We start from the raw sequence: 20,139 nt of genomic DNA, 5'->3' as shown, positions 1-20,139 counted from the left end.
ATTAGATATCTGTTTGACACTTCACAAAACTGAATACTCATTCATTATGCCATAATATGGTCTTTAAATCTACCAAAAAAAGAGACCTCCATAATAGAGATCTCCTTTAATAAAATATTAGTTTGTGCTACCGAAGAAGTTTTTAAACGATTGAATCGTTGTAGAACGGTTTAAAGCAGCAATTGAAGTTGTTAATGGAATCCCTTTTGGACAAGACTGCACACAGTTTTGAGAGTTACCACAGTTAGCAAGTCCACCGTCTCCCATAATTGTTTCAAGACGCTCAGCAGCATTCATTTCACCAGTTGGGTGAGCATTGAAAAGACGTACTTGCGAAAGTGGCGCTGGTCCAATGAAATCAGCATTGCTATTTACATTCGGACAAGACTCTAAACATACTCCACAAGTCATACATTTTGATAGCTCATAAGCCCATTGACGCTTTGATTCAGCCATACGTGGTCCAGGCCCTAAATCATACGTACCATCAATCGGAATCCATGCTTTAACCTTTTTCAATGAATCAAACATACGGCTACGATCGATCATTAAGTCACGAATAACCGGGAATGTCTTCATTGGCTCTAACTTAACCGGTTGTTCAAGCTGATCAATTAATGCTGTACAAGATTGACGTGGTTTACCATTAATAACCATTGAGCAGGCTCCACAAACTTCCTCTAGACAGTTCATATCCCAAGTAATAGGAGTTGTTTCTTTCCCTTGAGCATTAACAGGGTTACGACGAATTTCCATTAATGCAGAAATTACATTCATATTAGGGCGATATGGAATATCAAACTCTTCTGTATATGAAGCACTGTCAGTACTATCTTGACGTGTGATTACAAAACGAATTGTTTTATCGCTCATTATTTACCAGCTCCTTGCTTTTTTTGCGAGTAATCGCGCTTACGTGGCTCAATTAATGATACATCAACATCTTCATAGTAGAATTCTGGAGCTCCCTTAGAAGGATTGTACTTCGCCATAGTAGTCTTTAGGTAGTCCTCATCATTACGGTCTGGGAATTCAGGCTTATAATGAGCTCCACGACTTTCATTACGATTGTATGCACCTAATGTAATTACACGAGCAAGCTCTAACATACCTTTTAACTGACGTGTAAATGATGCACCTTGGTTGCTCCATTTAGCTGTATCAATAATGTTAATATCTTTATAACGTTCAAGTAGCTCTTGAATTTTGTTATCTGTAGCAAGAAGTTTATCATTATGACGAACAACTGTTACATTATCTGTCATCCACTCACCAAGCTCTTTATGAAGAACATATGCATTTTCTTTACCATCCATTTTCAGGATGTTATCATATTGCTCTTGCTCTTTCTTAACAGCTTGATCAAATGTAGATGAAGAAATAGCATCAGCAGATTTTTCAAGACCATTCATATATTCAACAGCATTAGGTCCAGCTACCATACCACCATAAATAGCAGATAATAATGAGTTAGCACCTAAACGGTTACCACCATGCTGTGAATAATCACACTCACCCGCAGCAAATAAACCAGGGATGTTCGTCATTTGGTTATAATCAACCCACATACCACCCATTGAGTAATGTACAGCAGGGAAGATTTTCATTGGTACTTTACGTGGATCGTCACCCATGAATTTCTCATAGATTTCAATGATACCACCTAATTTAATATCAAGTTCTTTCGGATCTTTATGAGAAAGGTCTAGATACACCATGTTCTCACCGTTAATACCAAGCTTCTGCTCAACACATACATCGAAAATTTCACGAGTAGCAATGTCACGAGGTACTAGGTTTCCATAAGCAGGATACTTCTCTTCAAGGAAGTACCAAGGCTTACCGTCTTTATAAGTCCAAACACGTCCACCTTCTCCACGAGCTGACTCACTCATTAAACGTAGCTTGTCATCACCTGGAATTGCCGTTGGATGAATTTGAATGAACTCACCATTTGAATAAATAACCCCTTGTTGGTAAAGACTAGAAGCAGCAAAACCAGTGTTAATAACAGAGTTTGTTGATTTACCGAAGATAATCCCAGGTCCACCAGTAGCCATAATAACAGCATCTGCAGCAAAATGCTGAACTTGCATTGTACGAAGATCCTGAGCTACGATACCACGACATACGCCTTCATCATCAACAATAGCAGATAGGAACTCCCATCCTTCATACTTAGTAACTAGACCTGACGTTTCGTGACGACGCACTTGCTCGTCTAGTGCATATAGTAATTGTTGTCCTGTAGTAGCCCCAGCAAATGCAGTTCTAGAATGCTGAGTACCTCCAAAACGACGGAAATCTAGTAACCCTTCAGGTGTACGGTTAAACATTACACCCATACGGTCCATTAAATGGATAATCCCAGGTGCAGCATCACACATTGCTTTAACTGGCGGTTGGTTCGCTAAGAAGTCTCCACCATATACTGTATCGTCAAAGTGCTCCCATGGAGAGTCACCTTCACCTTTTGTATTAACAGCGCCATTCATTCCACCTTGTGCACATACAGAGTGAGAACGTTTGACGGGAACAAGTGAAAATAAATCGACAGGTACGCCTTTTTCTGCAGCTTTAATTGTAGCCATAAGACCTGCTAAGCCACCACCGACTACAATAATTCTTCCTTTACTCATACTAAACTCACTCCTTAAAGATTAGCTAAATCTGGATTAATAAATGCTAAGATTGCGCGAATACCGATAAATGTTAACGCAAAGAAAATAGCCAATGTTACATATGTTGAAATCACTTGTGAACGAGGTGTTACAGTAAGACCCCAAGACACAGCAAATGACCATAAACCATTAGCAAAGTGGAACGTTGTAGAAACAACCCCAATAATATAGAAAGCTAGCATAAATGGACTACTTAAAATATCAGCCATCATGTTATACTCTACAGTTGCTCCAAAGAATACTTGTACACGTGTTTCCCATACATGCCAAACAACGAATATTAATGTGATAATACCTGTTACACGTTGTAAGAAAAACATCCAGTTTCTAAAGAAACCATAGCGCCCTGCATTATTTTTCGCTTGAAACGCAATATAAACACCATAGATTGCATGATAAAGTAATGGAATGTAGATTACAAAAATTTCCATAACATACTTAAATGGTAGGTTATCCATAAAGTTTGCTGCTTGGTTAAATGCACTTGCTCCTTGAGTAGCAAAGTAGTTAACTCCTAAATGCATAATTAAGAATAAACCTACTGGAATGACTCCTAATAATGAATGTAGTCTTCGATTCATAAATTCCCGGTTACCGGCCATACCAATTTTCCCCCCAGATATTAATTTTTTTTACACTTCTAGCAACTGCTCTCTTACTCTTTCTTTTAAACTTATAAATTTGAAACCTCCCCGTATTTATCTCGTTGCTACCAAATTAAGAATAATATGAAACTTAGGTTAAGTTTCTGTGAATAAAATCCGACAAATTTATTTTACTCCCATCCCTTAGTATCGTCAAGAAAACGTCTACAAAATTTAGTCGAAAAATTCCGATATATATAGGCACAAAAAAATGATAGTACACATTAAACCCTTATTTTAAAAGGGTCTCAAACCTTCAACTACTTTTATTCACTAAATAAATAAAGTGAGAAAAAGATTGTCTTTAGGTAATTAATGAGTAACTATCATTTTTACTTTCTATTAAATCTTTACCTAATTATTTACTACTAACCGATAATTATTCGCTCAGTTGGATATTTATAGTAACTCTTCGTCTCTTTACGACGTACTGAAAATAAGAAGACGATCAGTCCAACTCTCCCTATAAACATAAGAATCATTAGAATAAATTGACTCGGTAATGAAAGCTCTGATGTAATTCCCATCGATAAGCCACAAGTTCCAAATGCTGATGCAGTTTCAAAAATTATGGCTACTAATGGGATTTGGTTCCCCTGCTCAAATGCAGAAATTAATATGACAGCCGCAAAAAGCATGACGATAAACACTGAAATTACGATAAATGCCTTTTGACTATCCTCTGGATGTATTTCACGACCAAATACTTTTACATCGTTTTTTCCAAGAGCAAAGCTCTTTATTGTTAAGAACATAACCGCTAAAGTCGTCGTTCGAATTCCCCCACCTACACTTGATGGACTTGCCCCGATAATCATCAATCCTGATATAAATAATAGCGTTGCTAAGCTTAATTCGGAAACATCCATTATCGATAGACCACCACTTCTAGTTGTTGCTGAATTAAACAACGAATGGAATAACTGCTGATGCCATTCAAGACCTACATAATAATGGTTGAACTCCAATGCCCAAATTCCAACGATACCAATTGCAAACACAATAAAATAGGTAGTTGTTGTTATTTTTGTAAATAAAGAAAATCTAAAGTTTGGGTTTTCCTTTGAAAAATATTCTTTCAATTCTAATAATACAGGGAATCCAATTGCCCCTGCGAATATTAAAAGAATCGTTACTAACTGGACATAATAGTCATTTGCAAATGGTATGAGTGACTGTCCAGTAATGTCAAATCCAGCATTTGTAAAAGCACTTAACGAGGCAAAAGCCCCCTGATAATACGCTTCACCTACAGTATCAAAATAACGTATGTAATATGTACCTAAAATTGCAGCTCCAATTAATTCAATGATGATAGCTACAAGTAGAATACCTCTCATCAAATTAACTAACCCTGAAAAGGAATTCTGATTTTGGTCAACCATAATGAGCATGCGTTGTGAGAGGATAATTTTCTTACCAAACAACATCCATACAAATGTTCCTAATGTCATAATCCCAATTCCACCGAGCTGAATGGCTAGGGCCAGAAAGATAATTCCTATTGTGCTATATGTTTCAGAAACGTTCACAACCGTTAGACCAGTTACACTTACGGCACTAACAGACGTAAATAACGCTTCACTATATGATAAAGTTACCCCACTCTGTTGAGATATTGGTAAAAATAGCAACAAGCTAAAAAGAATCATTGCTACAATATAAGAAATGATAATGATACGAAATGGAGTTAAAAATTGATTTAATGATGATTTCATAATATTACCTCCAACTTAGTTCGGAGTTCAGTATATCACTTCCTAGATAACGAATCTATAGAGAAAAAAGTGCTTTGAGATTATAATTAACTTATATAGAGAGGGGTTACATGTATGGCAAAATCAAAAGATCCAATCTTGGAAAGTGAACAGACAGTGCCTGTTTATGGTTACCATCTTATTCGAAATGTATTACTAGAGGAATTTTTAGGTAAAGAACATGAACAGACTTTATACTGGGCTGGTAAATCACTAGCTCGTAAAAATAAAAAAGAAGCGATTGATGACATTATACTATTCTTTGATAAGGCAGGGTGGGGAACACTTACCTTTGTAAAAGAAAAAAGAAATGAAATGATGTTACAATTAACATCTTCCTTGCTAGAAGAAAAAATCCCTTTATGCTATCAATTAGAGGCAGGATTTCTTGCTGAACAAGTCCAGTATATAAAAGGATACATAACTGAGGCGGTCTATACGACGAAGAAGGATAAAGTTCTCTTTACTCTCCATTGGGATGAAAAGGACAGCATTAAATAAAATCAATAAAAAAGTCTGGGACAAAAGGTCCGTTTTTGACCTTTTGTCCCAGACTCTCATTTTTGCTTAAACTGTTAGTGCTACTTCTTCAAGCTCAAATGCACGATGAAGGGCTTCAACAGCTTGAATCATACTAGTCTCATTTACAACTGCAGATACTTTAATTTCTGATGTGCTAACCATTTTAACCATTACATCACTTTCAGATAACACTTGAAACATCGTTGCTGCTACACCAGGGTTAGATACCATACCCGAACCGATAATTGATACTTTTGCTAAATCCTCTTCGTGATATACATCCTCAAATTTCAAAGACTCTTGATTCATATTCAGTAACTGCAAAACTTCTTCTAGTGCTGCCCCATTAATAGAAAAAGAAATATTGGTTGTACCTTTACTACTTTGATTTTGAATAATGATATCTACATTAACCCCTGCTTCAGATAGAAGGGTAAAAACTGTTGATAGAGTTGTTAATTCATTTGGTAAGCCCGCAATTGTTACCTTCGTTACATCATTTTCAAACGCAATTCCTCTTACTATTAGATTTTTCTCCATCGATACTTCCTCCTCAATCAAAGTTCCTTCTTCTTCAACCATACTTGAAGCAACCATTAGCTTTACATGATGATTCTTTGCAAACTCAACAGCTCGAGGGTGTAGAACACCAGCTCCTAAGTTTGCCATTTCTAGCATTTCATCATAAGAAATTGATAATAGTTTTCTAGCATCTTTAACAAAACGAGGGTCTGTTGTGAAAACTCCCGTTACATCTGTATAAATATCACAGCGTTCTGCTGAAAGTCCCGCTGCTAATGCTACAGCTGTTGTATCTGAACCACCTCGACCAAGTGTTGTAATCTCACCTGTATCTGAAACCCCTTGGAACCCAGCAACAATAACAATTTTGCCAGATTCTAAATGCTTTTCGATTCGCTCTGGCTTTATTTCTGTAATACGAGCATTGCCATGAATTTCCTCAGTCATCATTCCTGCTTGCCAGCCTGTCAGTGATACTGCTTCATGACCTCGTTGCTGAAGTGCCATTGTTAATAACGAAATTGAGATTTGCTCACCTGTTGTTAATAGCATATCCATTTCTCTTTTACTCGGTTTTTTAGATATTTGTTGAGCAAGTTCTACCAATTGGTCCGTCGATTTCCCCATAGCTGAAACAACTGCCACCACTTGCTTCCCGCTGTTTACTGTTTTAATAATTCGGTCTGCGACATGCTGAATTCTTTCCACAGATCCAACTGATGTTCCACCGTACTTTTGAACGACTACTGACATCTTCTCCATCCTTTCATTTAGGTAAATAAGGACACAAAAAAACAACAGAAAAGAGAAACCCCCTCACTGTTGTTGTCATACCTATCCGGTACCACACTTGTTCCCTTACTCACGTGAGATAGTTCTCCACACAACTTTTAGGTTGGCTGTGTGACAGCCCTGCACTTATTTAATACAGGTCCAGCTCAAAGAGTATTGAGACTCTTATCACTTCGGCAAATTCCCCTTTCAATATTCTTCTTAGGTACTCAATCACCTCAGAACATTTACTAATGGTCTTCGCTCCTCTACCATCACTTCAAAATATGAAGCGCGGCTTATTAAGTTAGTTTTCATAATAACAAAATTTTATCTATCTGACAATAAGTTTTACTTATTTACTTTTCACTTAAATGTTTAATAATTTCTTCAGCTACTTTTTCAGGTATTTTAAGTTTTTTAAATTCCTCCATACCCGCTTCCTTCATTTTTTTCACTGATCCAAAATGCTTAAGTAGCTGTTGTTTTCGCTTTTGTCCAACTCCTGGAACTTCATCTAACACTGAGGATATCATCGACTTCCCTCTCGTTTGACGATGAAAGCTAATCGCAAATCGGTGAACTTCATCTTGAATGCGCTGTAATAAATAAAACTCATGACTATCTCTTTTTAACGGGACTTCCTCTGGTGGATTACCTATCAATAGTTGTGACGTTCGGTGCTTTTCATCTTTTGCTAGTCCACATACTGGAATCGAAAGACCAAGCTCATCCTCAATAATACTTTGAGCTGAAGAAATTTGACCTTTACCACCATCAATGACAATTAAATCAGGTAGTGGAGCACCCTCTTTTAATAGACGAAAGTAGCGTCGTCGAACAACTTCACGCATCGATGCGTAGTCATCAGGACCTTCTACATCTTTGATTTTATATTTTCGATAATCTTTTTTACTTGGCTTTCCATCTAAAAAGGACACCATTGCCGATACTGGATCGGTTCCTTGGATATTAGAATTATCAAATGCTTCTATTCTATACGGAGGGCTAATTTGCAGAACTTTTCCTAGGTTTTCTACAGCCTTTACCGTGCGCTGTTCATCTCTTTCAATTAAAGAAAATTTTTCTTTAAGAGCAATTTCAGCATTTTTATGAGCTAATTCAAGAAGCTCTTTCTTTTTCCCTCTCTTTGGCTGTAGCACTTTCACTTGTAACAATTCGCTTAGTAAGTCGCTATCGATATTATCAGGTAAAAGAATTTCGGAAGGTTTAATATGCTCCTTTTTCATATAAAACTGTCCAATAAACGTTAATAAATCTTCTTCCGGCTCTTTATAAAAAGGAAATATCGAGACATCCCTTTCAATTAACTTCCCTTGTCTAATAAAAAAGACCTGTACACACATCCACCCTTTATCATAGGCAAATGCGAACACATCTCGATTCACTTGATCATTTATTGTCATTTTTTGCTTTTGCATGACCATATCGATATGCTGAATTTGGTCTCGGAGCTCTTTTGCTCTCTCAAAATTTAAATCTTCAGAAGCTTTAAGCATTTTTTCTGTTAACTCTTTTTTTACTTCCTCGTGTCCCTGGTTTAAAAAGCGAGTAATTTCTTGGACCATCTGTTTATTTTCATCTTGATTGACTTCATTAACACACGGGGCCAAGCATTGATTAATATGATAATAGAGACAAACACGATCAGGGATCGTACTACACTTTCTTAATGGATATAATCGGTCTAATAATTTCTTCGTCTCTGTAGCAGCACCTGCATTAGGATATGGACCGAAATATTTCCCTCCATCTTTCTTTACTTTTCTAGTCGTAATTAGACGAGGTTGTTCTTCAGATGTAATTTTCAAATACGGATAAGATTTATCGTCTTTCAACATGACGTTGTACTTAGGGTCATGCTTTTTAATTAAATTCATCTCTAGGATTAATGCTTCGATATTAGAGGATGTAATTATATATTCAAAGTCAGTGATTTCACTAACTAATCTCTGTGTTTTTCCATCATGGGATCCTGTGAAATACGATCGAACGCGATTTTTTAAAACCTTAGCTTTTCCTACATAAATAATCGTACCTTGATTATCCTTCATTAAATAACAACCAGGTTGGTCTGGTAATACAGCCAACTTTTGTTTTAGTGACATAGCCCTTCCTCCCCTCACTTTTAATTATGAGTTATGGGTTATGAGTTATCAATAATAAGTAAATGTAAATGTCTCTTATTAATATCATATCAAAAGTTAAGTATATTATAGTTTCCATTCAAACAGAAAAAAAGTCTGTTACCAGAAGTAACAGACTTTTCATATTATAGATGTTTGTTAAGTAACTCTGCAAGTGCTTCTTTTGGTTGGAAACCTACCACTTGGTCTACTTTTTCACCATTTTTGAAAACCATTAGTGTAGGGATACTCATTACACCATATTTACCAGCTACTTCTTGGTTTTCATCTACATCAAGCTTAACTATTTTTACTTTTTCTCCCATTTCACCATCTAATTCTTCAAGTACAGGAGCAATCATTTTGCAAGGTCCGCACCAAGGTGCCCAGAAATCTGCAAGAACTACACCTTCACTTGTTTCGTTTTGGAATGTTTGGTCTGTTACATTTACAATCGCCATTGGAAAATCCTCCTTAATTTGTCGTGCTTTACTTCATATTGAATTATACCACCTGAAAAATACGCATGCTAATATCTTGCTCATTGATACCAGATCTCACAAACAGTATGTATGATTTAACAATGTAGGTAATAATTAATGAAGAAAGCTGTATTTAATTAGTATATTCGTCATAAAATATTCCTTTTCCTTCTTATTAATTAAGAAAAAGTAAAGCGACTCTTATTAGATTTACTTTTTCTTATACTTTCTTATATAAAATAAGATAAGCACGGAATATTCCATGCTTATCTTTTCCCATTATACCTTAAGATACAACTACTTTTTTCAATTCTTCTGTTAAAATTGGCAATACATCAAACAAGTCTCCAACAATACCATAATCAGCTACTTCAAAAATTGGAGCTTCTGGGTCTTTGTTAATTGCAACGATTACCTTAGAGTTACTCATTCCAGCTAAATGCTGAATAGCTCCTGATAAACCTACTGCAATATATAAGTCAGGTGTTACAACCTTACCAGTTTGACCAATTTGAAGTGAGTAATCACAATACTCAGCGTCACACGCGCCACGTGAAGCACCAACTGCTCCACCAAGAAGTTCAGCAAGCTCTTCTAATGGTTTAAAGCCATCTTCACTTTTGACACCACGGCCACCAGCAACAATAATCTTTGCTTCTGATAAGTCTACACCACCAGTTGTCTTACGAACGATTTCTTTAATTTGTGTACGTAAATCTTTAATATCAACGTTTACACTACTAACATCACCTGAACGAGACTCATCTTTATCTAGTGCAGGAACGTTATTTGGACGAATTGTAGCTAGGACTTTCCCAGCTTCAATAGTCTTCTTTTCAAAAGCTTTACCTGAGTAAATTGGGCGCGTAAATACTACTTGGTCTCCCTCAACCTCAACTTGTATTGCATCTGAAATAAGGCCAGCCTCAAGTTTCATTGCAAGACGTGGAGAAAGGTCCTTCCCTAGTGCAGTATGTCCCATAATAATGCTATCTGGATTTTCAACATCTGCCACTTGTAATAGTGCTTGCTGGTATGCATCTGTTCTATAATCTTTTAAGTCACCGTGCTCTACAGTAATAACACGATCTGCTCCATATTGAATCATTTGTTCTGCTAATGCAGAAACACTTTCACCAAATAATGCTGCAACTACTTCTCCACCTTCAGATACTACCTTTGCTGCTGCAATTGCTTCAAATGATACATTACGTAATTCTCCGTCACGAACTTCACCTAGAACTAATACTTTTTTAGACATATTGATCCCCCCAATTTATATGACTTTTGCTTCTGATTTTAGCAATGAAACAAGCTCTTGAACTTGAGCATCTAATTCACCTTCAAGGATTTTTCCTGCTCCCTTTTGTGGCGGTAAAAAGATATCAATTGTTTTTGTTTTTGCTTCAACATCATCTTCATCAATATCAAGATCATCTAAATCTAATGTTTCTAACGGCTTCTTCTTCGCTTTCATAATCCCTGGAAGTGAAGGATAACGTGGCTCATTTAAACCTTGTTGAGCTGTTACTAGAACTGGTAAAGAAACTTCTACTGTTTCTTGGTCCCCTTCAACATCTCGAACGATAGTAGCGGTTCCACCATCAATTTCAATATTTGTAATTGTAGTTACTTGTGGAATTCCTAGAGCTTCTGCCACTCGTGGACCAACTTGTCCAGAACCGCCATCAACTGCTACATTCCCTCCAATAATTAGGTCATACTCTTGCCCTTTCAAATATGTAGCAAGTAGTGAAGCTGTAGTGAATTGGTCTAACTCATCAAGTTCTTCGCTATCGATTAGAACTGCTTTATCTGCTCCCATCGCTAATGCAGTACGTAATTCTTTTTCTGCATCCTCTTCACCTACAGTTACTACCGTTACTTCTCCACCATGCTCGTCACGTAATGTGATAGCTTCCTCAATTGCATACTCATCATATGGATTAATAATAAACTCAGCGCCACTATCATCTATCTGACCATTACTTATAGCAATCTTTTCTTCAGTGTCAAATGTACGCTTCATAATAACAAAAATATTCATCATATTCCCTCCCAATAATAGTAAAACTGTTTATAATTTCAGAATTAAATTTATTTATTTTTAAATTCTGGTTTTCTTTTTTCTATAAATGCATTGATACCTTCTTTACCGTCATGAGAATCAAATGCTACTCCAAATGCTTCTGCTTCCTTCGCAACACCTTCAAGGTAGTTTTTATCCTTTGAATATGAAAGAAGGTTTAAAGCTAGTTTCATAGTTAATGAGCTCTTTTGAGCGATTTTCTCCGCTAGCTTAGTAGTTTCTTCTAACATCACTTCTTGATTTGGATAAGCGTAATTTAGTAAACCTAAGGAAACTGCTTCTGTACCTGTAATTGGATCACTAGTTAACAGCATCTCAGTCGCTTTTGCTTGCCCTACTAATCTTGGTAAACGCTGGCTTCCTGCAAATCCTGGTACTAATCCAAGTTGCAATTCTGGTAAACCAAGCTTTGTATCTTCAGTTGCAATTCGTATGTGACAAGCCATTGCTAGTTCTAGTCCACCACCAAGTGCTGCTCCATGAATCGCAGCAATAACTGGTTTAGGAAAATGTTCAATACGTTCAAATAAATCTTGACCGTATTTTGCTAGTTCAGCAAACTGCTCACCACTCTCAACTGTTGTAAATTCCTTTATGTCAGCACCAGCTGCAAAAAAGCGTCCTTCTCCTTGTAATACAATGACCTTTACTTGCTCGTCTTGTTCGACTTGGTCTAGTGCACTCGACAGTTCTTTAAGAACAGTAGAAGATAGAGCATTTGCTGGTGGACGATTTAAAAGAATCGTTGCAATGTGATTTTCTGTCTTTACTACGAGGTTTTCCATTATTCTCAATCACTCCTCTCAAATTCAGAAATCTTGTTAGTTCGTTGCTAAATTTTATAGTTGATTGCGAAAACCATTTAATAATGTGTTATGTAATGGTTTTGCAAGTGCTACCAAATCATATTTACACTCTTTCATGACCCAGTTAGTAACTACTTCATCCAGAGTACCAAAGACCATCTGTCTAGCTAAGCGAACATCTAGTGTTCCAGAAAAGTAACCGCTTTCTTTTCCTTCTAATAAAATATTATCCATTAAAGCTAAATATCCTTTAAGAACATCATTAATTTTAAATCTTAGCTTGGTATTTGATTGTCGTAACTCTAATTGAGTTACGATTGCTAGTGGTTTATCAACTGATAGTTGTCGCAAGTGCATAGTTACTAGTACTCCTAGCTTTTCATCGACTGACATTTCATCAGTTAGTTCGCTCTGAATACTTTCTACAAACTTACCCATCTTCTCTTCAAAGAGTGAGACTAAAATATCCTCTTTGTTCTTAAAGTAAAGATAGATTGTTCCATCAGCTACACCAGCTTGTTTCGCAATCTTTGAAACTTGAGCTTGATGATAGCCATTGTCAGCAATTACTTTTACAGCAGCTTCAATTATCTGGTCATATTTAGGTCCTTTTTTCTTTCCCACAACATTCTTCCTTTCAACTCAATCAATAATGAATGAGCATTCACTCGTATTTCATATTTTAAAGGAAGACAATTAAATTGTCAATGTGTTAAAATCGGAACTGTTTGAAAATTTAGACCACTCTACATTGATATGCCCTATGCTTGTATCATATAACGAACAAGAGAATAAAGCAAATATTTTCAAAAGTCCCTCTTTTGTCCCCCAGAGAAATACTGTCGGTAGAATTCTTACACCTAACTTACCACTGAAATCTCTTTACTAGTAAGTAAGGTGTAAGTCCATTAATGATGTTAACTTGATTTTCTCTGTTCATTTTTTGACTTTTTTTCCTCTTCTTCTATTAAAACTCTTTTTAATATTTTTCCTACCATTGTCTTCGGTAGCTCTTCACGGAACTCATACAATCTAGGTACTTTATAAGCTGCTAAATGTTGACGACAATATTGGTTTAGTTCTTTCTCTGCTAATGTCTTTCCTTCTTTTAATACAACAAATACTTTTACAGTTTCTCCGCGGTATGTATCAGGTACACCAATTGCTACCGCCTCTTGTATACTTTCATGTTCATATAGCACTTCTTCAATTTCTCTTGGATATATATTAAATCCACCTGCTATAATCATATCCTTTTTACGATCAACAACATAAAAATATCCGTCCTCATCCATGTATCCCATGTCGCCTGTTAATAACCAGTCTTGATGAAAAGATGCTTGTGTTTCTTCAGGTCTGTTCCAGTAGCCTTTCATTACTTGTGGACCACGAACAACAAGTTCACCTACTTGATTAATCTCAGCTTCTTCACCAGTTTCAGCAGATAAAATCATTGCTTCTGTATTTGGCCATGGTAATCCAATGCTTCCTTGACGTCGATCACCCCAAATTAAATTACAATGAGTCACTGGTGACGCTTCTGTTAATCCATACCCTTCTACTAATCGTCCACCTGTAATTTCCTCAAACATTTGTTGAACTTCTTGAGGTAAGGATGCAGAGCCACTTATACAAGCTTCAATTGATGATAAATCATATTTTTGAATATCTGGATGATTAATAAGAGCAATATACATTGTCGGTGCTCCAGGAAAAATCGTTATTTTATGCTTATCAATGATTTTTAGTATTTCTTTAGGGTCAAACTTAGGTACGATGTACATCTTAGAACCATTGATAACAGAAAGATTCATAGAAACAGTCATCCCATACACATGGAAGAATGGAAGCGCTGCCAATGTTCTCTCTTCTCCACCTCTCATTTTATACATCCAATGTCTACACATAATCGTATTTGATAATAAATTATGGTGAGTAAGCATAACACCTTTAGCTAAGCCAGTTGTTCCCCCTGTATATTGTAGTAATGCAATATCATCTTTTGGTGAAATTTCTACCTCGATATGATTTGTATTACCTTCAGCAATAAAGTTTTGGAATAATGTCGTTAGCTTATCTTCCTTTACGTCAACTTTAATTCCTGTATTCTTTTTTTGAATAAATGGGTAAATTAAATTCTTAGGGAATGGTAAATAATCTTTGATAGCGGTTACAATTATATGTTCAAGACTTGTCTTACTCTTTACTTTCATAACACGTGGATACAGTAACTCGAGGCAAATAATCATCTTCGCTCCTGAATCACTCATTTGATGCTCTAATTCTCTTTCCACATACAATGGATTTGTCTGTACAACAATTCCACCTGCCATTAAGATACCATAATAACTTATAACAGCCTGCGGACAATTTGGTAGCATAATAGCTACACGATCCCCTTTTTCTAACCCTCTTTGCTTTAATGCATTGGCGAACTTGTGAACTAATGTATATAGCTCAGTATAGCTTAATGTCTTTCCAAAAAAATCAAGTACGTCATTTGTTGGATACTTTTCCGTTGTTTCCTTTAGCATTTGATGTAATGTCTTTTCTTGATAATCAATTGAATGTGGAATTTCTTCTGAATATTTATTGAACCATTTCTTCTCTAATACAGAGCTCAAACAAAATTCCTCCTTGTGTTCTCCCCTTTCGCATTAGCCTCTCTCTCTACCTCTATTGTAATGAATGTTGATTCATTTTTAAAGACATTTTTTAAAAATTAAAAAAATTCCTATTAAACATTATATGTTTAATAGGAATTTTTCTTTGATTTCATAAAAAGTATAAGGGATTTATCCAGCGCCTTGATGCCACTTTAACTGCTTTCTTTCTCCTCTACTTCTGTATACTTTCTCTTTTCCTCTTCTACTAATACTCTACGTAACACTTTTCCTACCAATGTTTTTGGTAATTCATCACGGAACTCATATATTCTTGGTACTTTGAAAGCTGCTAAATTCTTTCTACAAAAAGCTTCGATTTCTTTTTCAGTAACATGAGAACCCTCTTTGCGTACGATATATGCCTTCACAGTTTCTCCACGGTACTCATCTGGCACACCGAGGACGACAGCCTCTTGAATACCTTCATGTTCAAAGAGAACTTCTTCTACTTCCCTCGGATAAATATTAAATCCTCCTGCAATAATCATATCTTTCTTCCTATCCACAATATAGAAATATCCTTCTTCGTCCATATAACCCATATCACCGGTAACAAACCAGTCTTCTTTGAAACATGCGGCATTCTCTTCAGGACGATTCCAGTATCCTTTCATAACCTGTGGCCCTCGAATCACTATTTCTCCAACTTCATGAGGCTCAGCAAGTTCACCTGTTTCCTGTGATAAAACCGCGACTTCAGTATCCGGCCATGGAATACCAATACTACCTGATTTTCGTCTATCCCAAATTGGATTCGCAACTGCTACAGGAGAAGTTTCAGTTAATCCATACCCTTCTACTAACCTTCCACCTGATAGCTCTTCAAACTTCTGTTGTACTTCTAATGGCAAAGGAGCTGCTCCACTAATACATGCCTTAATAGAAGATAAATCATAATCATGAATGTTAGGATTATTAATTAATGCAATATACATCGTTGGTGCACCTGGAAACAGGGTAATTCTTTGTTTCTGTATAGTTTTTAGTACATCTTTTGGATCAAATTTCGGTAAGATAATTAGCTGAGAATGATACATAATAGCTACATTCATCGCTGTTGTCATTCCATACACATGGAAGAATGGGAGCGCGGCAAGTATCTTTTCCTTCCCCTTCTCCATTTTGTACATCCAGTTTAAACACTGTGTTGTATTAACAACTAAATTGTAATGAGTGAGCATAACACCTTTTGCAGGGCCTGTCGTACCACCTGTATATTGAAGAAGTGCAAGATCTTCTTTAGGCGACACTGACACTGAAGGCTCACTATCACTACCTTCTTTTAAAAAGTTCATAAACGGAAGTGTCTTGTTATCATATGTGATTTCAACTTTAATTCCTGTTTGCTTTTTCTGGATAAATGGATAGATAAGGTTTTTTGGAAATGGTAAATAGTCTTTAATACCGGTGACGATAACATGAGTTAATTCTGTCTTATTCCGGACCTTTGCAACTCTCGGATAAACTAAATCCAAACAAACAATAACTTTTGCCTGTGAATCAACTAATTGGTGCTCTAATTCTCTTTCAACATAAAGGGGATTCGTTTGAACAGCAATTGCCCCAGCCATTAGTACTCCATAATAAGAAATCACTGCTTGCGGGCAATTAGCTAACATAATTGCAACTCTATCACCTTTTTTTACTCCAATTTCTTGCAACTGATTAGCAAACTTCTTTGCTGACGCATATAGCTCTCCAAAAGATACTTCTTTCCCTATGAAATGAAGCGCAGACTTCTCAGGACTTTCTTCAGCAGCTTCCTTTAAATACGAATGCAATGTACGTTCAGGATATTGTAAAGTTGTCGGTACTGATTCTGGATAACTGCCTAACCACCTTTTTTCAATAGTAATCGTCAAGGCTATTACCTCCCTTTTTCTTCCTCTCCTTTCTTAAGCAAACATTCTCCTCTAAACCTATTGTATTGTAAACGCTTTCAAATTTGAACACTTTTTTTATTTTTTTCAGAATTTTTATTTTATTTCAATTTGAAAGAGGGTATTCCAAGTTAAAAAACTTAGAATACCCTCTCCTTTTAGCTCGCTGCAAAAAATAACATATAAACGATTCCCGCTATTACAAAACCACCACAACATGCATATAATACTTTCCATAGGGTTTCCAAAACAAACCTCTCCCATAAAAAAATTCTCCAAAACAATGGTGAGCCCATTGCGTTTATCTACTAAAGTTAAATGTAACTGACTATCTTAAGAAATACTACTGCCGACAATAAATGAGATACTAATAGAAATAATCATAGCGATAAAGCCAACTGCTCTATTATCATTAGCTATTTCTTCATCTACACGAAACTTAGGAGTGAGAAACTCAAACATAAAATAACAAAATAATAAAAGGAAAAATCCGAATACACCCCACCCAAGCATCTCTAAAAGAGAGTCATGAGATTGTATTGAGAAACGAAAAATATTAGCTACTCCAAATATTTTCCCCCCAGTTGCCATTGCAACTGAAAGATTCCCTTTCTTTATCTCATCCCAATTATTATACTTCGTTAGCAGTTCAAATACAGCTAAAAAGATAATAATGGCAAGAACTGACACACTGTAATAAGCGGCAGTCTGGACAAATTCATACTCAAACAATCGTGCCATAAACATACCGCCTCTCTTTACTTGAATTCAACTACAGTGTTTCCAAGCCCACCTTCTCTTGCTCCTGCATCCTTCGCACTTTTCACATGGCGATGCTTCTTTAATAATTCTTTAACACCTTTTTTTAATGCTCCAGTACCCATCCCATGGATAATTGAAACTTGGTGATAGCCAGCAAGCAATGCATCATCTAAATATTTTTCCACCATTAGCATTGCATCCTCAAATCGCTCTCCACGTAAATCAAGCTCTGGTTTCACGTGGTGACTACTTCCTTTGACTGTTGCAAGTGGTTTTTTCTCTATCTGTTTTGGTCGATCGATATATTGTAAATCATCAACATGTACTTTCATTTTCATAACACCAATTTGAATTTGAAACTCTTTTTCGCTAATTCTATCAACAATATGACCTTTTTGTCCAAAGCTAATTACCTTAACTTCATCACCAGGACGAAGCTCATGCTTTGTTGCAACTGCTTTTTTCTTTGATTTTTTCTTTTTCTGTAGATTCGGCGTTGCTTCCTCTAAACGCTTCTTCGCATCTATTAACTCATGCTCTTTCACTACAGCCTGCGACTCTTTTTGCATATGACGAAGATTTTTAATGATACTTTCAGCTTCAGCTTTTGCCTTTTTAACAGCTTCTTCTGCCTTCTTTTCCGCTTCTGCAAGAACTGCTTCTTTTTCTTCTTCTAATTGCTCAAGCTTTGCTACAAAATCATCTCTCAGTAGTTCTGCCTCTTTCCTCAAAGAAAGAGTTTGTTCCCATTCAGCTGCTGATGATTTCTGTGTTTCTTCTAATGATGCAATCATATTTTCAACTTGCGTATTATCACTACTAATTTGACCTTTTGCTTTTTCTATAATCGTTTCATTCAGACCTAACCTTCTAGAAATTGCAAAGGCATTACTTCGACCTGGTACACCAATAAGAAGACGATATGTTGGACTTAATGTCTCGACATCAAATTCAACACTCGCGTTTAATGCTCCTTCATGGTTATAGGCATACCCTTTTAGCTCACTATAGTGGGTCGTTGCAACAACTCTTGCCCCTCTTTGATAAACATCATCTAATATTGCAATCGCTAACGCTGCCCCTTCTGTTGGGTCAGTACCAGCTCCTAACTCATCAAAAAGTACGAGACTTTCGTGGTCAACTTTATCAAGAATACCGACTATGTTTGTCATATGGGATGAAAATGTACTTAAACTCTGCTCAATGGATTGTTCATCTCCAATATCAGCAAATACATTTTTAAATACTGCCATTTCAGACTCTTCTTCAGCTGGTATATGAAGTCCAGACTGAGCCATTAAAGTTAATAGCCCAATTGTTTTCAGAGTTACCGTTTTCCCCCCTGTATTAGGACCAGTAATAATTAGAGAAGAAAAGCTTTTTCCTAAATCGACATCAATAGGGACAACCTCTTCTCCAGGAATTAACGGGTGACGAGCCTTTGTTAATGAAATTTCTCCATCTCCATTTAGAATTGGCTGTGTTCCTTTTATCTTCTGACTATACAGTGCCTTGGCGAAAAGAAAATCAATTTCCGCTAGTACATCTACATTTTCTAATAATTCTTCTACATGTTCAGCAACTTGTTCGGTTAGTTCTGCAAGGATTCGCTCTATTTCCTGAGCTTCCTTGACTCTCGCCTCACGCAATTGGTTGTTCATTAAGACAACCGCTTGTGGCTCAATGAACAACGTTGCTCCGGAAGATGATTGATCGTGAACGATACCACCAAATGAATGGCGATATTCCTGTTTCACTGGTACAACAAATCGGTCATTTCGAATTGTAATAATTGAATCCGATAGCATCTTACTTGAAGAACGAGTAATATTTTCAAGCTTTGAACGAATACCTGATTCATAGCTACGAATTTGGTGACGGAGTGTTCGCAGTGCTGGACTTGCTGAATCGAGTACTTCTCCATTGTCATCAATACATTGCTTAATTGCTCTCTCTAAATCTGTAAATGGGATAATTCCTTCAACCATTTCCTCTAAGTGAGGTATTTCTACTTCTTCTTCAACCATTGTATCAATGAACTTTTTAAATTGTCGTCCACCATATATTGTACTCGCAACTTCTAATAGCTCCGAGGAATTTAACATTCCACCAATTTTTGCTCTTTTCAAACTTGCTCGTATATCAAAAATTCCACCTAATGGAGCTCTTCCTCTTAGTCGAAGGACTTTTGCCCCTTCATAGGTTTGCTCTTGCCATAATTGGATTTTCTCTAGGTCTGTTGATGGAACTAATCGCTCTATCTTATTTCTTCCTAATGATGATGCAACATGCTGAACTAATTGCTTCTTCATCTTGTCATACTCTAATACCCTTAATACTCTGTCCTGCAAGCTTTTCGCTCCCTTCCAGTAGCGCCTAACATTTGATTCTATTAGTGCGTTAAGACCAT

16 protein-coding genes and 1 riboswitch are annotated in these 20,139 nt (G+C 36.4%); of the genes, 1 reads left to right on the top strand and 15 read right to left on the bottom strand.

The features are described from left to right. Positions 1 to 117: 117 nt before the first annotated feature. The 4 genes from sdhB to CD003_RS18690 form a co-directional block, all read right to left on the bottom strand. Positions 118 to 876, bottom strand: coding sequence for a succinate dehydrogenase iron-sulfur subunit (gene sdhB, locus CD003_RS18705; RefSeq protein WP_179295628.1), 759 nt, complete (start codon positions 874 to 876; stop codon positions 118 to 120). Then, entirely contained in the window at positions 873 to 2,639 is a 1,767-nt protein-coding gene (gene sdhA / locus CD003_RS18700) for a succinate dehydrogenase flavoprotein subunit (protein WP_096202759.1), read from the bottom strand. The genes sdhB and sdhA overlap by 4 nt, the downstream gene beginning before the upstream one ends. Positions 2,640 to 2,653: 14 nt before the next feature. Further along, positions 2,654 to 3,283, bottom strand: coding sequence for a succinate dehydrogenase cytochrome b558 subunit (locus CD003_RS18695; RefSeq protein WP_096202758.1), 630 nt, complete (start codon positions 3,281 to 3,283; stop codon positions 2,654 to 2,656). Between the two features lie 410 nt (positions 3,284 to 3,693). Further along, positions 3,694 to 5,043: a TrkH family potassium uptake protein gene (locus CD003_RS18690; RefSeq protein ID WP_096202757.1), complete on the bottom strand. Its 1,350-nt coding sequence runs from the start codon at positions 5,041 to 5,043 to the stop codon at positions 3,694 to 3,696. 114 nt (positions 5,044 to 5,157) lie between these two features. On the opposite strand from CD003_RS18690, the gene CD003_RS18685 reads away from it, so the two are divergent. Further along, on the top strand, positions 5,158 to 5,583 hold the full coding sequence (locus CD003_RS18685; protein WP_096202756.1) for a YslB family protein: 426 nt from the start codon (positions 5,158 to 5,160) through the stop codon (positions 5,581 to 5,583). Positions 5,584 to 5,649: 66 nt separating this feature from the next. Here CD003_RS18685 and CD003_RS18680 read toward each other — a convergent pair whose 3' ends face one another. The 11 genes from CD003_RS18680 to CD003_RS18630 form a co-directional block, all read right to left on the bottom strand. Beyond that, a complete protein-coding gene (locus tag CD003_RS18680) occupies positions 5,650 to 6,879 on the bottom strand; it encodes an aspartate kinase (RefSeq protein ID WP_096202755.1) in 1,230 nt (409 codons plus the stop codon). A 111-nt stretch (positions 6,880 to 6,990) separates the two neighbouring features. Further along, positions 6,991 to 7,177: riboswitch (Lysine riboswitch) on the bottom strand. A gap of 79 nt (positions 7,178 to 7,256) precedes the next feature. Then, complete coding sequence (uvrC, locus tag CD003_RS18675) at positions 7,257 to 9,026, bottom strand: excinuclease ABC subunit UvrC (protein WP_096202754.1); 1,770 nt, start codon at positions 9,024 to 9,026, stop codon at positions 7,257 to 7,259. 164 nt (positions 9,027 to 9,190) lie between these two features. Continuing rightward, positions 9,191 to 9,505, bottom strand: a complete 315-nt coding sequence (gene trxA, locus CD003_RS18670; protein ID WP_096202753.1) for a thioredoxin — start codon at positions 9,503 to 9,505, stop codon at positions 9,191 to 9,193. Positions 9,506 to 9,812: 307 nt separating this feature from the next. Then, positions 9,813 to 10,787 (bottom strand): electron transfer flavoprotein subunit alpha/FixB family protein, encoded by a 975-nt coding sequence (locus tag CD003_RS18665; RefSeq protein WP_096202752.1) that lies wholly within the window; start codon positions 10,785 to 10,787, stop codon positions 9,813 to 9,815. A 15-nt stretch (positions 10,788 to 10,802) separates the two neighbouring features. Further along, positions 10,803 to 11,573, bottom strand: coding sequence for an electron transfer flavoprotein subunit beta/FixA family protein (locus tag CD003_RS18660; RefSeq protein ID WP_096202751.1), 771 nt, complete (start codon positions 11,571 to 11,573; stop codon positions 10,803 to 10,805). Between the two features lie 50 nt (positions 11,574 to 11,623). Next, on the bottom strand, positions 11,624 to 12,400 hold the full coding sequence (locus CD003_RS18655; RefSeq protein WP_096202750.1) for an enoyl-CoA hydratase: 777 nt from the start codon (positions 12,398 to 12,400) through the stop codon (positions 11,624 to 11,626). 54 nt (positions 12,401 to 12,454) lie between these two features. Then, positions 12,455 to 13,045, bottom strand: coding sequence for a TetR/AcrR family transcriptional regulator (locus CD003_RS18650; RefSeq protein WP_096202749.1), 591 nt, complete (start codon positions 13,043 to 13,045; stop codon positions 12,455 to 12,457). A gap of 293 nt (positions 13,046 to 13,338) precedes the next feature. After that, positions 13,339 to 15,045, bottom strand: coding sequence for an AMP-binding protein (locus CD003_RS18645; RefSeq protein ID WP_257008386.1), 1,707 nt, complete (start codon positions 15,043 to 15,045; stop codon positions 13,339 to 13,341). Positions 15,046 to 15,239: 194 nt separating this feature from the next. Continuing rightward, positions 15,240 to 16,949 carry a long-chain-fatty-acid--CoA ligase gene (locus CD003_RS18640; RefSeq protein WP_373558582.1) on the bottom strand — a complete coding sequence of 570 codons (1,710 nt, stop codon included), beginning with the start codon at positions 16,947 to 16,949 and terminating at the stop codon, positions 15,240 to 15,242. A gap of 351 nt (positions 16,950 to 17,300) precedes the next feature. Continuing rightward, positions 17,301 to 17,708 (bottom strand): DUF350 domain-containing protein, encoded by a 408-nt coding sequence (locus tag CD003_RS18635; RefSeq protein WP_096202748.1) that lies wholly within the window; start codon positions 17,706 to 17,708, stop codon positions 17,301 to 17,303. Positions 17,709 to 17,725: 17 nt separating this feature from the next. Continuing rightward, positions 17,726 to 20,080 carry an endonuclease MutS2 gene (locus tag CD003_RS18630; protein WP_096202747.1) on the bottom strand — a complete coding sequence of 785 codons (2,355 nt, stop codon included), beginning with the start codon at positions 20,078 to 20,080 and terminating at the stop codon, positions 17,726 to 17,728. Positions 20,081 to 20,139: the final 59 nt, after the last annotated feature.

It is taken from the genome of Bacillus sp. FJAT-45350 (assembly GCF_002335805.1).
Lineage (GTDB): Bacteria > Bacillota > Bacilli > Bacillales > NISU01 > FJAT-45350.
This window is presented reverse-complemented; position numbering and strand designations above follow the sequence as displayed.

What these genes read in the sequence shown, in the direction of transcription:
- CD003_RS18655 (WP_096202750.1), bottom strand. Translation starts at nt 12,400, where the DNA reads ATGGAAAACCTCGTAGTAAAGACAGAAAATCACATTGCAACGATTCTT.
- CD003_RS18695 (WP_096202758.1), bottom strand. Translation starts at nt 3,283, where the DNA reads ATGGCCGGTAACCGGGAATTTATGAATCGAAGACTACATTCATTATTA.
- CD003_RS18680 (WP_096202755.1), bottom strand. Translation starts at nt 6,879, where the DNA reads ATGTCAGTAGTCGTTCAAAAGTACGGTGGAACATCAGTTGGATCTGTG.
- CD003_RS18690 (WP_096202757.1), bottom strand. Translation starts at nt 5,043, where the DNA reads ATGAAATCATCATTAAATCAATTTTTAACTCCATTTCGTATCATTATC.
- sdhA (WP_096202759.1), bottom strand. Translation starts at nt 2,639, where the DNA reads ATGAGTAAAGGAAGAATTATTGTAGTCGGTGGTGGCTTAGCAGGTCTT.
- CD003_RS18685 (WP_096202756.1), top strand. Translation starts at nt 5,158, where the DNA reads ATGGCAAAATCAAAAGATCCAATCTTGGAAAGTGAACAGACAGTGCCT.
- trxA (WP_096202753.1), bottom strand. Translation starts at nt 9,505, where the DNA reads ATGGCGATTGTAAATGTAACAGACCAAACATTCCAAAACGAAACAAGT.
- CD003_RS18665 (WP_096202752.1), bottom strand. Translation starts at nt 10,787, where the DNA reads ATGTCTAAAAAAGTATTAGTTCTAGGTGAAGTTCGTGACGGAGAATTA.
- CD003_RS18635 (WP_096202748.1), bottom strand. Translation starts at nt 17,708, where the DNA reads ATGGCACGATTGTTTGAGTATGAATTTGTCCAGACTGCCGCTTATTAC.
- uvrC (WP_096202754.1), bottom strand. Translation starts at nt 9,026, where the DNA reads ATGTCACTAAAACAAAAGTTGGCTGTATTACCAGACCAACCTGGTTGT.
- CD003_RS18660 (WP_096202751.1), bottom strand. Translation starts at nt 11,573, where the DNA reads ATGAATATTTTTGTTATTATGAAGCGTACATTTGACACTGAAGAAAAG.